Source organism: Leclercia adecarboxylata (assembly GCF_023639785.1).
Classification (GTDB): Bacteria; Pseudomonadota; Gammaproteobacteria; order Enterobacterales; family Enterobacteriaceae; genus Enterobacter; species Enterobacter adecarboxylatus_D.
In genome coordinates this window covers 4,433,415-4,446,791 of sequence record NZ_CP098325.1, presented here as the reverse complement: position 1 = coordinate 4,446,791, position 13,377 = coordinate 4,433,415, and the positions used below count along the sequence as shown (strand labels likewise).

The 13,377-nt window shown below is 56.3% G+C and carries 10 protein-coding genes and 1 rRNA gene; 8 read left to right on the top strand and 3 right to left on the bottom strand.

Annotated features, from left to right (window positions below):
• The first annotated feature begins 39 nt into the window (after window positions 1-39).
• Entirely contained in the window at window positions 40-822 is a 783-nt protein-coding gene (gene tatD, locus NB069_RS21040; protein ID WP_250586524.1) for a 3'-5' ssDNA/RNA exonuclease TatD, read from the top strand.
• Here tatD and rfaH read toward each other — a convergent pair.
• Window positions 819-1,310 carry a transcription/translation regulatory transformer protein RfaH gene (rfaH, locus tag NB069_RS21035; protein WP_250586523.1) on the bottom strand — a complete coding sequence of 164 codons (492 nt, stop codon included), beginning with the start codon at window positions 1,308-1,310 and terminating at the stop codon, window positions 819-821. The genes tatD and rfaH overlap by 4 nt on opposite strands.
• Window positions 1,311-1,493: 183 nt before the next feature.
• On the opposite strand from rfaH, the gene ubiD reads away from it, so the two are divergent.
• Both ubiD and fre read left to right on the top strand, forming a co-directional pair.
• Entirely contained in the window at window positions 1,494-2,987 is a 1,494-nt protein-coding gene (gene ubiD / locus NB069_RS21030; RefSeq protein ID WP_250586522.1) for a 4-hydroxy-3-polyprenylbenzoate decarboxylase, read from the top strand.
• Window positions 2,988-3,021: 34 nt separating this feature from the next.
• Window positions 3,022-3,723, top strand: a complete 702-nt coding sequence (gene fre, locus NB069_RS21025) for an NAD(P)H-flavin reductase (RefSeq protein WP_039031181.1) — start codon at window positions 3,022-3,024, stop codon at window positions 3,721-3,723.
• A 167-nt stretch (window positions 3,724-3,890) separates the two neighbouring features.
• Here fre and fadA read toward each other — a convergent pair whose 3' ends face one another.
• On the bottom strand, window positions 3,891-5,054 hold the full coding sequence (fadA, locus tag NB069_RS21020; RefSeq protein WP_250586521.1) for an acetyl-CoA C-acyltransferase FadA: 1,164 nt from the start codon (window positions 5,052-5,054) through the stop codon (window positions 3,891-3,893).
• Window positions 5,055-5,063: 9 nt separating this feature from the next.
• Window positions 5,064-7,253 carry a fatty acid oxidation complex subunit alpha FadB gene (gene fadB, locus NB069_RS21015; protein WP_250586520.1) on the bottom strand — a complete coding sequence of 730 codons (2,190 nt, stop codon included), beginning with the start codon at window positions 7,251-7,253 and terminating at the stop codon, window positions 5,064-5,066.
• Between the two features lie 187 nt (window positions 7,254-7,440).
• Between fadB and pepQ the strand changes: the two genes are divergently transcribed.
• The 5 genes from pepQ (at window position 7,441) to NB069_RS20990 (ending at window position 13,331) form a co-directional block, all read left to right on the top strand.
• Window positions 7,441-8,772, top strand: coding sequence for a Xaa-Pro dipeptidase (pepQ, locus tag NB069_RS21010; RefSeq protein ID WP_250589554.1), 1,332 nt, complete (start codon window positions 7,441-7,443; stop codon window positions 8,770-8,772).
• Entirely contained in the window at window positions 8,772-9,386 is a 615-nt protein-coding gene (locus NB069_RS21005; protein WP_250586519.1) for an IMPACT family protein, read from the top strand. Before pepQ ends, NB069_RS21005 begins: the two co-directional genes overlap by 1 nt.
• Window positions 9,387-9,425: 39 nt before the next feature.
• The gene (gene trkH, locus NB069_RS21000) at window positions 9,426-10,877 is read left to right on the top strand and encodes a Trk system potassium transporter TrkH (RefSeq protein WP_250586518.1); all 1,452 of its coding nucleotides are present in this window, start codon (window positions 9,426-9,428) and stop codon (window positions 10,875-10,877) included.
• A gap of 11 nt (window positions 10,878-10,888) precedes the next feature.
• Window positions 10,889-11,431, top strand: a complete 543-nt coding sequence (gene hemG / locus NB069_RS20995; RefSeq protein ID WP_250586517.1) for a menaquinone-dependent protoporphyrinogen IX dehydrogenase — start codon at window positions 10,889-10,891, stop codon at window positions 11,429-11,431.
• Window positions 11,432-11,791: 360 nt separating this feature from the next.
• Window positions 11,792-13,331 (top strand): 16S ribosomal RNA (locus NB069_RS20990).
• Window positions 13,332-13,377 lie beyond the last annotated feature (46 nt).

The window sequence follows — 13,377 nt, the reverse complement described above, 5'->3', positions numbered from 1 at the left end:
TCAACCGCCCGCCAGGGCGGTTGTCATATGGGAGCTAGCATGTTTGATATCGGTCTGAACCTGACCAGCCCGCAGTTTGCCCAGGATCGCGATGAGGTCGTCGCCCGGGCCTTCGCCGCAGGGGTTAACGGATTACTGCTGACGGGCACCAACCTGCACGAAAGTGAGCAGGCGTACCAGTTAGCGCAACGTTATGACCGCTGTTGGTCAACGGCGGGTGTCCATCCTCATGACAGCAGTCAGTGGACGGCCGAAAGCGCAGACAGGCTGCGGGTGTTAGCCGCCTCGCCGGAGGTGGTGGCTATCGGAGAGTGTGGCCTCGACTTTAACCGCAACTTCTCTACTCCCGCCGAGCAGGAGCACGCCTTCAGCGCCCAGCTTGCGCTGGCAGCGGAGCTGGAGATGCCGGTGTTTATGCACTGCCGCGATGCCCATGCGCGTTTTCTGGCGCTGCTGGAACCCTGGCTGGATAAATTGCCCGGTGCGGTGCTGCACTGTTTTACCGGCTCGCGGCAGGAGGCGATAGACTGTCTGGATCGCGGCCTGTATCTGGGGATCACCGGCTGGGTCTGCGATGAACGGCGCGGGCTGGAATTGCGCGAGCTGCTGCCGGTCATTCCTGCCGATCGTCTGCTGATTGAGACCGATGCGCCGTACCTGCTGCCGCGCGATCTCAGCCCCAAACCGGCATCACGTCGCAACGAACCGGCGTATTTAGGCCATATTCTTGAGCGGGTTGCGCACTGGCGTGCAGAGGATGCGCAGTGGCTGGCTGCGCAGACGGATGACAACGTGCGTCGTCTGTTTGGCGTCGAATTTTAAACTTTGCGAAAACTGGTGTTTTTCACGCTCTGCTTCACTTCTTTGTTCAGTAAGTTCAGCAGCAGCATGGAGCGGGCCTCACCGTCCGGCTCAGCGAAAATCGCCACCAGTCCTTCGAATGCCCCTTCGGTGATCACTACATCATCGCCGGAGAAGGGGGTATCAGGATCGGTAATGTCCTCTGGCTGTTTATAGACCGAGAGCTGGTGGATAACGGAAGAGGGCACCGTGGCCGGATGAATGCCAAAGCGCACGAAGTGGCTGACACCGCGCGTCGCATTAATGGTGGTGGTATGGATCACTTCGGGGTCGAATTCAACAAACAGATAGTTCGGGAAAAGCGGCTCGCTGACCGTTGTGCGTCTACCGCGAACCATTTTTTCAAGCGTGATGACGGGCGTCAGGCAGTTGACCGCCTGGCGTTCCAGATGTTCCTGAGCACGCTGAAGTTGCCCACGCTTGCAATACAGTAAATACCAGGCCTGCATAATGACTCTTTTCCGCTTGTTATGCCGGCAAGCATATCAAAACCCTGGCGGGATCGCTAAGCTGATTATAATGGCAGTACGCAGAAGAAGGCATGAATCTTCACGCTAATTTAACAAAAATACAGCATCACGCAGTCTTACGCCGTATAATGAAACGCTTACAGAGAGAGCTTGACTAACTGCATGAAATACAACGATCTACGCGACTTCCTGGAACTGCTGGAAAAGCAGGGCGAACTCAAACGCATTACCCTTCCTGTCGATCCTTATCTGGAGATGACAGAGATTGCCGACCGCACCCTGCGTGCCGGTGGGCCTGCGCTCCTGTTTGAAAACCCGAAAGGCTACACCATGCCGGTGCTCTGTAACCTGTTTGGCACACCGAAGCGTGTGGCGATGGGTATGGGCCAGGAGGATGTCAGCGCGTTGCGTGAAGTGGGTAAGCTGCTGGCTTTTCTGAAAGAGCCTGAGCCACCAAAAGGTTTTCGCGATCTCTTTGATAAGCTGCCGCAGTTTAAGCAGGTGCTGAACATGCCGACCAAACGTCTGCGCGGCGCACCCTGCCAGCAGAAAATTGTGGAAGGCGACGCAGTCGATCTGACGCGTATTCCGATCATGCAGTGCTGGCCCGAAGACGCCGCCCCGCTCATCACCTGGGGTCTGACCGTGACGCGCGGTCCGCATAAAGAGCGCCAGAATCTCGGGATCTACCGTCAGCAGCTGATCGGCAAGAACAAACTTATTATGCGCTGGCTGTCGCATCGCGGCGGCGCGCTTGATTTTCAGGAGTGGTGTGCAGCCCATCCCGGCGAACGCTTCCCGGTTTCCGTGGCGCTGGGTGCCGATCCGGCCACCATCCTCGGTGCGGTGACGCCGGTGCCGGACACGCTGTCGGAATACGCCTTTGCCGGATTACTGCGCGGTACCAAAACCGAAGTGGTGAAGTGCATTTCTAACGATCTGGAAGTGCCCGCCAGCGCCGAAATTGTCCTCGAAGGCTACATCGAGCCGGGGGAGATGGCACCGGAAGGGCCGTATGGCGACCACACCGGCTATTACAATGAAATAGACAACTTCCCGGTGTTCACCGTGACGCACATTACCCAGCGGGAAGATGCGATTTATCACTCCACCTACACCGGACGTCCGCCGGATGAACCTGCCGTGCTTGGCGTCGCGCTTAACGAAGTGTTTGTGCCCATTTTGCAAAAGCAGTTCCCGGAAATTGTTGATTTTTATCTGCCCCCGGAAGGATGCTCTTATCGCCTGGCGGTAGTGACCATCAAGAAGCAGTACGCGGGTCACGCAAAACGGGTGATGATGGGCGTATGGTCTTTCCTGCGCCAGTTTATGTATACCAAGTTTGTGATCGTTTGCGATGATGACGTCAATGCCCGTGACTGGAATGACGTCATCTGGGCCATCACGACCCGAATGGACCCGGCACGCGATACCGTGTTAGTTGAAAACACGCCGATTGATTACCTGGATTTTGCCTCGCCGGTTTCCGGTCTTGGCTCAAAAATGGGACTGGATGCCACCAATAAATGGCCCGGCGAAACCCAGCGTGAATGGGGGCGACCGATCAAAAAGGATCCTGAGGTGACTGCGCGAATTGACGCGATCTGGGATGAACTGGCCATAATGAATAACGGTACGCCGGATTCCGACCGTTAAGCCTTATAGACTTACCGACTGACAGAGAGAGCGAATGACAACCTTAAGCTGTAAAGTGACCTCGGTAGACGCTATCACCGACACTGTATATCGCGTCCGTTTAGTACCTGAATCGGCGTTCTCCTTCCGCGCTGGCCAGTATTTGATGGTGGTGATGGATGAGCGGGATAAGCGTCCTTTCTCAATGGCCTCTACGCCGGACGAGCAAGAGTTTATCGAGCTGCACATTGGGGCGTCAGAGCTCAACCTGTATGCGATGGCGGTGATGGATCGCATCCTGAAAGAGAACGAGATCGAGATTGATATCCCACACGGAGAAGCCTGGCTGCGCGATGATGAAGAGCGTCCGCTGATCCTGATTGCTGGCGGCACCGGTTTCTCCTATGCGCGCTCCATTCTGCTGACGGCACTGGCGCGTAACCCGGACCGCGATATCACTATCTACTGGGGTGGACGTGAGTCGAAGCACCTTTACGATCTGTCTGAGCTGGAAGCGCTGAGCGTGACCCATCCAAACCTGCGCGTTGAGCCGGTGGTGGAGCAGCCGGAAGAGGGCTGGCGTGGCCGCAGCGGCACGGTGTTAACGGCGGTACTGCAGGATCATGGCACCCTGGTAAACCACGATATCTATATTGCCGGTCGTTTCGAGATGGCGAAAATTGCCCGCGACCTGTTCTGCAACGAACGTGGCGCGCGTGAAGATCGTCTGTTTGGCGATGCCTTTGCATTTATTTGAGACGAAAAAAACCCGCCCCTGACAGGCGGGAAAACGGCAACTAAAATTTCTCTCTTCGCCAATGACGCCACTGGCACTGAGATGCTTTTCGTAGGCCGGGCAAGCGTAGCGCCCCCGGCAAAAGCCCGATGGCGCGTTGCTTATCGGGCCTACGTTTTCAGTTAGATTTACACCCTCTCAAACACCGTCGCGATCCCCTGGCCCAACCCGATACACATGGTCGCCAGACCAAACTGGGCATCTTTGCGCTCCAGCAGGTTGATAAGCGTCGTGCTGATACGCGCCCCGGAACAGCCCAGCGGGTGACCCAGTGCAATGGCACCGCCGTTGAGGTTAATCTTCTCGTCGATCTGATCCATCAGCCCCAGATCTTTAATGCACGGCAGGATCTGTGCGGCAAAGGCTTCGTTCATCTCGAAAACGTCGATATCGCTGGTCGTGAGGCCGGCTTTTTTCAGCGCCAGCTTCGACGCCGGTACCGGGCCGTAACCCATAATCGAAGGATCGCAGCCCACCACCGCCATCGAGCGGATACGGGCGCGCGGCGTCAGCCCCAGCTCGCGGGCGCGGCTTTCGCTCATGACCAGCATGGCGGCCGCACCATCGGACAGGGCGGAAGAGCTGCCCGCCGTCACGGTGCCGGTCACCGGATCGAAGGCCGGTTTCAGCGTCGAGAGCGCTTCAACGGTCGTCTCCGGGCGGATCACTTCATCGAAGTAGAACTGCTTCAACACGCCATCGGCGTCGTGGCCGCCGGTAGGCAGAATTTCGTTTTTGAAGGCACCGGACTGCGTCGCGGCCCAGGCACGGGCGTGCGAGCGGGCGGCAAAGCTGTCCTGCATTTCACGGCTGATGCCGTGCAGGCGGGAGAGCATCTCTGCCGTCAGCCCCATCATGCCCGCGGCTTTTGCCACGTTGCGGCTCATGCCAGGGTGAAAATCGACGCCGTGGCTCATCGGCACGTGGCCCATATGCTCCACGCCGCCAATCATGCACACCTGGGCGTCGCCAGTCATGATCATGCGTGCCGCATCGTGCAGGGCCTGCATCGACGAACCGCACAGGCGGTTGACGGTGACAGCCGGTACCGAGTGTGGGATCTCCGCCAGCAGCGCGGCGTTACGGGCGATATTGAAACCCTGCTCCAGGGTCTGCTGCACGCAGCCCCAGTAGATATCGTCCAGCGCGGTAGCCTCCAGCGCCGGGTTGCGCGCCAGCAGGCTACGCATTAAATGTGCGGAGAGATCTTCCGCGCGCACGTGACGAAATGCGCCGCCCTTCGAACGGCCCATCGGGGTGCGAATTGCATCGACAATGACAACCTGTTCCATTGTGACTCCTTAAGCCGTTTTCAGTGCGCCAACCGGACGGGCAGGCTCAACCGGGGGATAGTACGCTTCGTTGTGACGCGCTTTATTACGCAGACCTTCCGGCGCCTGATACAGCGGGCCGAGATGCTCGTACTGCTGCGTCATATCCAGATAGCGGGCGCTGCCGAGCGTATCCAGCCAGCGGAACGCGCCGCCGTGGAACGGAGGGAAGCCCAGGCCGTACACCAGCGCCATATCGGCTTCCGCCGGGCTGGCGATAATGCCCTCTTCGAGACAACGCACCACTTCGTTGACCATCGGGATCATCATGCGGGCAATGATCTCTTCGTCGCTGAAATCGCGCTTCGCATTGCTGACGTCTGCCAGCAGGCTATCCACGGCTGCGTCTTCCTCTTTCTTCGGCTTGCCTTTGCTGTCTTCTTTATAACGCCAGAAGCCGAGGCCGTTTTTCTGGCCGTAACGACTGGAGTCGAAGAGCGCGTCGATAGCATCGCGATAATCTTTCTGCATCCGCTCAGGGAAACCAGCCGCCATCACCGCCTGGGCGTGATGGGCGGTATCGATGCCGACAACGTCCAGCAGGTAAGCGGGGCCCATTGGCCAGCCAAACTGTTTTTCCATCACTTTATCGATCTTGCGGAAGTCAGCTCCGTCGCGCAGCAGCTGGCTGAACCCGGCAAAGTAAGGGAACAGCACGCGGTTGACGAAGAAGCCCGGGCAGTCGTTGACCACAATCGGGGTTTTGCCCATTTTGCTGGCCCAGGCCACCACTTTGGCGATCGTTTCATCGGAGGTCTTTTCCCCGCGAATCACTTCAACCAGCGGCATACGGTGCACCGGGTTAAAGAAGTGCATCCCGCAGAAGTTTTCCGGGCGCTTCAGGACGCTGGCCAGTTCGCCAATGGGAATAGTAGAGGTGTTGGACGCCAGTACGGTATCCGGCCGGACCTTGTCTTCTGTTTCCGCCAGCACCGCTTTTTTCACTTTCGGGTTTTCGACTACCGCTTCAACAACCACATCCACGCGATCAAACCCGCTGTATTCCAGGGTCGGGTGGATGGTGGAAATCACTCCGGAGAGCTTCAGGCCGTCAATTTTGCCGCGTTCCAGCTGTTTGTTCAGCAGCTTGGCCGCTTCGGTCATGCCCAGGGTCAGGGATTTGTCGTTAATGTCTTTCATGACCACCGGCACGCCTTTCCAGGCGGACTGATACGCAATGCCGCCGCCCATAATGCCTGCGCCCAGCACCGCAGCCTGTTTTGGCGTCTCGACATTTTTGGTGAGCTGCTTCGCTTTGCCCTTCACGAACTGGTCGTTGAGGAAAATCCCCACCAGAGCACGCGCTTCGTTAGTGTGAGCCAGTGGGACGAAACTTTGGTTTTCTAATTTCAGTGCTTCGTCACGGTCCAGACGCGCAGCGGCTTCGATGGTTTTCACCGCGGCGATCGGTGCCGGGTAGTGTTTACCCGCCGTCTGCATCACCATGCCTTTGGCGATAGTGAAACTCATGGTGGCTTCAATTTTACTTAAGTGCAGCGGCTCCAGCTTCGGCTGGCGTTTCGCTTTCCAGTCGAGATCGCCATTAATTGCCTGGCGCAGGATCGCCACTGCCCCTTCACGCAATTTTTCAGGCTTAACCACGCCGTCTACCAGACCAAGCTTCAGCGCCTGATCGGCACCAACATCTTTACCGGCGGCGATGATCTCAAGGGCGCTGTCGGCACCCAGCAGGCGCGGCAGGCGAACTGAGCCGCCAAAGCCCGGCATAATGCCCAGCTTCGTTTCCGGCAGGCCAATGCGCAGATCCGGTGTTGCCAGACGATAATCGGTGGCCAGCACGCATTCGCAGCCGCCGCCCAGCGCGTAGCCATTGACCGCGGAAATGGTCGGAACCGGCAGGTCTTCCAGACGGTTAAAGACGCTGTTGGCGAAATGCAGCCACTGGCTGAGCTGCTCCTGAGGTACCAGGAACAGCGAAAGGAATTCGGTAATGTCCGCGCCGACGATAAATGCCGCTTTTTCGGAACGCAGCAGCAGACCTTTTAAATCGGTTTGTTTTTCAAGAACGTCCAGAGCATGGCCAAGGCTGGCCACGGTTGCGGTGTCCAGCTTATTCACTGAGCCGGGGGCGTCGAATACCAGTTCGGCAATGCCACCTTCCAGCCAGTCTACGTACAGGGTGTCGCCTTTGTAGAGCATGTCAGTCTCCTGAATCCAGCAATTGGATCTGGTCATACCAGATGAATCGGAGTGTGGGTTTTGTGTTAATGAAATGCAAATCAGTCATTAAATAATTGTAGGTTCGATCACGCTCGGCGAAGATCACGCAGCCTTTCTGAGGTGTGCTAAGATGCGGAGACTTGAGGTCAAAACGAAAGGAATAATGATGGACTCACTGGCCGCGCTCTACAAAAATCATATTGTTACCTTACAGGAACGTACCCGCGACGTACTGGCTCGCTTTAAGCTGGATGCACTGCTCATCCACTCCGGCGAACTGTTCAATGTCTTCCTCGACGATCACGCTTATCCCTTCAAAGTGAACCCGCAATTTAAAGCCTGGGTGCCGGTAACGCAGGTTCCCAATTGCTGGTTGCTGGTGGATGGCGTGAACAAGCCAAAGCTGTGGTTCTACCTGCCGGTGGATTACTGGCACAACGTGGAGCCGCTGCCGACATCTTTCTGGACGGATGAAGTAGAGGTGATTGCCCTGCCAAAAGCTGACGGCATTGGCAGCCAGTTACCCGCAGCCCGCGGCAATATCGCCTATATTGGCCCGGTGCCTGAACGTGCGCGCGGTCTGGAGATCGCGGCGGATAACATCAACCCGAAAGGCGTTATCGACTATCTGCACTATTACCGCTCTTATAAAACCGATTATGAACTGGCGTGTATGCGTGAAGCGCAAAAAACCGCGGTAAACGGCCATCGTGCGGCGCATGAAGCCTTCCTGTCCGGCATGAGCGAGTTCGATATCAACCAGGCTTACCTGACGGCCACCGGTCATCGCGATACCGACGTTCCTTACAGCAACATCGTGGCGCTGAACGAGCACGCGGCGGTGCTGCACTACACTAAACTCGATCACCGTGCGCCGTCCGAAATGCGCAGCTTCCTGCTGGATGCCGGTGCGGAATATAACGGCTATGCCGCTGACCTCACCCGAACCTGGGCCGGGAACAGCGACACCGATTTCGCTGCGCTTATTAAAGACGTGAACGATGAGCAGCTGGCCCTGATCGCCACCATGAAGGCGGGCGTGAGCTATGTGGATTACCACATCCAGTTCCATCAGCGCATTGCGAAGCTGCTGCGTAAGCATCAGATCGTCAGCGATATGAGCGAAGAGGCGATGGTGGAAAACGATCTCACCGGGCCGTTCATGCCGCACGGTATCGGTCATCCGCTGGGTTTGCAGGTGCATGACACCGCAGGCTTTATGCAGGATGACACCGGTACGCACCTGGCTGCACCGTCCAAATATCCGTACCTGCGCTGCACCCGCATCCTGCAGCCGCGCATGGTGCTGACCATCGAGCCGGGCATCTACTTTATTGAGTCGCTGCTGGCGCCGTGGCGTGAAGGGCAGTTCAGCAAACACTTCAACTGGCAGAAAATTGAAGCGCTGAAGCCGTTTGGCGGGATCCGTATCGAAGATAACGTGGTGATCCACGAAAACGGTACTGAAAACATGACGCGAGATCTGAAGCTGGCGTAATGGAAAGCTGGCTCATACCGGCAGCGCCGGTCACCTTTACGGAAGAGATCAAGAAAAGCCGTTTTATCACGCTGTTGGCCCATACCGATGGCGTGGAGGCGGCAAAGGCCTTTGTTGAGTCGGTACGTGCGGAACATCCTGACGCCCGCCACCACTGTGTGGCATGGGTGGCCGGGCCGCCTGACGACTCGCAAAAGCTTGGCTTCTCGGATGATGGTGAGCCGGCGGGCACGGCGGGCAAACCGATGCTCTCCCAGCTAATGGGTAGCGGCGTTGGTGAGATCACCGCCGTCGTGGTGCGATACTACGGCGGCGTACTATTAGGAACGGGCGGGCTGGTCAAGGCCTATGGCGGCGGTGTCCAGCAGGCACTTAATCATCTGACGACTATCCGCAAAACGCCACTTACCGAATATACTTTATTGTGCGATTACGCCCAGTTATCCGGCATCGAAGCGTTGCTGAAGCAGTATCAGGGATTGATCGTGCACAGTGATTACCAGGCGATGGTGCAGTTGCGGGTCGCGTTACCCCAGGCGTCGCTTCCGGCATTCTCAGCAAAACTGGCTGATTTTAGTCGTGGTTCGTTGCAATTACGGCCGATTGAAGAATAATCCCCACCTTACTTTTTAATACCTAAGGAAGCGGCAGAGATGCATTTTCGTGCCATAACCCGAATCGTTGGATTGCTGGTCATACTCTTTTCCGGGACGATGATCCTCCCTGGACTGGTGGCGCTTATTTATCGGGATGGTGCGGGCCGTGCCTTTACGCAGACCTTTTTCGTCGCGCTGATGATTGGCTCCCTGCTGTGGTGGCCTAACCGTCGTCAGAAAGGGGAACTAAAATCCCGCGAAGGATTCCTTATCGTGGTTCTTTTCTGGACCGTGCTGGGCAGCGTGGGGGCATTACCCTTCATCTTTTCAGAACAGCCCAACCTGACGATCACCGACGCGTTCTTCGAATCCTTCTCCGGACTGACGACCACCGGGGCCACGACGCTGGTGGGGCTGGACTCGCTGCCTCATGCCATCCTTTTTTACCGACAGATGCTGCAGTGGTTCGGCGGGATGGGGATCATCGTGTTAGCCGTGGCTATCCTGCCAATACTGGGCGTCGGGGGGATGCAGCTCTACCGGGCAGAAATGCCGGGGCCGCTGAAAGATAATAAGATGCGCCCGCGTATCGCCGAGACGGCTAAAACGTTGTGGCTCATCTATGTACTGCTGACCGTCGCCTGCGCGCTGGCGCTGTGGTTTGCCGGGATGCCCGCCTTTGATGCTATCGGCCATAGCTTTGCCACCATCGCTATCGGCGGGTTCTCTACTCATGATGCCAGCATCGGCTATTTTGACAGCCCGACGATCAACACCATTATTGCGGTCTTCCTGCTGATCTCCGGGTGTAACTATGGCCTGCACTTCTCTTTATTAAGCGGCCGTAACCTGAAGGTCTACTGGCGTGACCCGGAATTCCGCATGTTTATCGGCGTGCAGCTGACGCTGGTGGCTATCTGTACTCTGGTACTGTGGCTACACGACGTCTATAACTCGGCGCTAACCACCCTCAACCAGGCGTTCTTCCAGGTAGTCTCCATGGCGACCACGGCAGGCTTTACCACCGACAGCATTGCGCGCTGGCCGCTCTTCCTGCCTGTCCTGCTGCTCTGTTCGGCTTTCATCGGCGGTTGCGCCGGTTCGACGGGGGGGGGCCTGAAGGTGATTCGCATCCTGCTGCTGTTCAAACAGGGGAACCGTGAGCTGAAACGTCTGGTTCACCCGAATGCGGTTTACAGTATCAAGCTGGGTAACCGCGCGTTGCCGGAGCGTATTCTGGAAGCGGTATGGGGCTTTTTCTCCGCCTACGCGCTGGTCTTTATTGTCAGCATGCTGGCGATTATCGCGACGGGCGTGGATGACTTCTCGGCGTTTGCCTCTGTTGTCGCCACACTGAATAACCTGGGGCCAGGTCTTGGCGTGGTTGCAGATAACTTTGCCAGCATGAATCCAACCGCGAAATGGATCCTGATTGCTAATATGCTGTTCGGGCGTCTTGAGGTCTTTACGCTGTTGGTCCTCTTTACACCCACTTTCTGGCGCGAATAAGGGAGCAGTTTGTGAAAACATTAATTCTATTTTCAACGCGCGACGGGCAGACGCGGGAGATTGCCGCCTTTCTGGCCTCTGAGTTAAAAGAGCAGGGTATCTATGCGGATGTCATCAATCTGAACCGCACCGAGCAGATTGCGTGGCAGGAGTATGACCGCGTGGTGATCGGCGCCTCGATTCGTTACGGCCATTTCCATCCGGCGGTGGATCGCTTTGTGAAAAAACATACGGCAGCGCTGAACAGCCTGCCGGGCGCGTTCTATTCCGTGAATCTGGTAGCGCGTAAAGCAGAAAAGCGCACGCCGCAGACGAATAGCTACACGCGCAAGTTTTTGCTGAGTTCTCCGTGGAAGCCAACCGCCTGTGCTGTCTTTGCCGGTGCCCTGCGTTACCCACGCTATCGCTGGTACGATCGCTTTATGATCCGTCTTATTATGAAGATGACCGGCGGCGAAACGGATACCCGCAAAGAAGTGGTCTATACCGACTGGTCTCAGGTCGCCAGTTTCGCCCGGGAAATTGCGCAATTAACCCGCACATCGCGGCTTTAATAAACGTAAAGGTCGAAAATCAAGCGAACGGAAAGTTTTTTAATATTTATGCTTGTCACCGCCGGAGAACTCCCTATAATGCGCCTCCACTGACACGGAACAACGGCAAATAAGCCGCCGGGTCAGCAGAGAAAAGCGTGAAATAATCGCTTGACTCTGAAAGAGGAAAGCGTAATATACGCCACCTCGCAACGGTGAGCGAAAGCCGCGTTGCACTGCTCTTTAACAATTTATCAGACAATCTGTGTGGGCACTCAAAGTGACATGGATTCTTAATGTCTTCGGACAATAAATGAATACCAAGTCTCTGAGTGAACATACGTAATTCATTACGAAGTTTAATTCACGAGCATCAAACTTAAATTGAAGAGTTTGATCATGGCTCAGATTGAACGCTGGCGGCAGGCCTAACACATGCAAGTCGAACGGTAGCACAGAGAGCTTGCTCTCGGGTGACGAGTGGCGGACGGGTGAGTAATGTCTGGGAAACTGCCTGATGGAGGGGGATAACTACTGGAAACGGTAGCTAATACCGCATAACGTCGCAAGACCAAAGAGGGGGACCTTCGGGCCTCTTGCCATCAGATGTGCCCAGATGGGATTAGCTAGTAGGTGGGGTAACGGCTCACCTAGGCGACGATCCCTAGCTGGTCTGAGAGGATGACCAGCCACACTGGAACTGAGACACGGTCCAGACTCCTACGGGAGGCAGCAGTGGGGAATATTGCACAATGGGCGCAAGCCTGATGCAGCCATGCCGCGTGTATGAAGAAGGCCTTCGGGTTGTAAAGTACTTTCAGCGAGGAGGAAGGCATTGTGGTTAATAACCACAGTGATTGACGTTACTCGCAGAAGAAGCACCGGCTAACTCCGTGCCAGCAGCCGCGGTAATACGGAGGGTGCAAGCGTTAATCGGAATTACTGGGCGTAAAGCGCACGCAGGCGGTCTGTCAAGTCGGATGTGAAATCCCCGGGCTCAACCTGGGAACTGCATTCGAAACTGGCAGGCTAGAGTCTTGTAGAGGGGGGTAGAATTCCAGGTGTAGCGGTGAAATGCGTAGAGATCTGGAGGAATACCGGTGGCGAAGGCGGCCCCCTGGACAAAGACTGACGCTCAGGTGCGAAAGCGTGGGGAGCAAACAGGATTAGATACCCTGGTAGTCCACGCCGTAAACGATGTCGACTTGGAGGCTGTGCCCTTGAGGCGTGGCTTCCGGAGCTAACGCGTTAAGTCGACCGCCTGGGGAGTACGGCCGCAAGGTTAAAACTCAAATGAATTGACGGGGGCCCGCACAAGCGGTGGAGCATGTGGTTTAATTCGATGCAACGCGAAGAACCTTACCTACTCTTGACATCCAGAGAACTTTCCAGAGATGGATTGGTGCCTTCGGGAACTCTGAGACAGGTGCTGCATGGCTGTCGTCAGCTCGTGTTGTGAAATGTTGGGTTAAGTCCCGCAACGAGCGCAACCCTTATCCTTTGTTGCCAGCGGTTAGGCCGGGAACTCAAAGGAGACTGCCAGTGATAAACTGGAGGAAGGTGGGGATGACGTCAAGTCATCATGGCCCTTACGAGTAGGGCTACACACGTGCTACAATGGCGCATACAAAGAGAAGCGACCTCGCGAGAGCAAGCGGACCTCATAAAGTGCGTCGTAGTCCGGATTGGAGTCTGCAACTCGACTCCATGAAGTCGGAATCGCTAGTAATCGTAGATCAGAATGCTACGGTGAATACGTTCCCGGGCCTTGTACACACCGCCCGTCACACCATGGGAGTGGGTTGCAAAAGAAGTAGGTAGCTTAACCTTCGGGAGGGCGCTTACCACTTTGTGATTCATGACTGGGGTGAAGTCGTAACAAGGTAACCGTAGGGGAACCTGCGGTTGGATCACCTCCTTACCTTAAAGAACCTGCCTTTGTAGTGCTCACACAGATTGTCTGATGA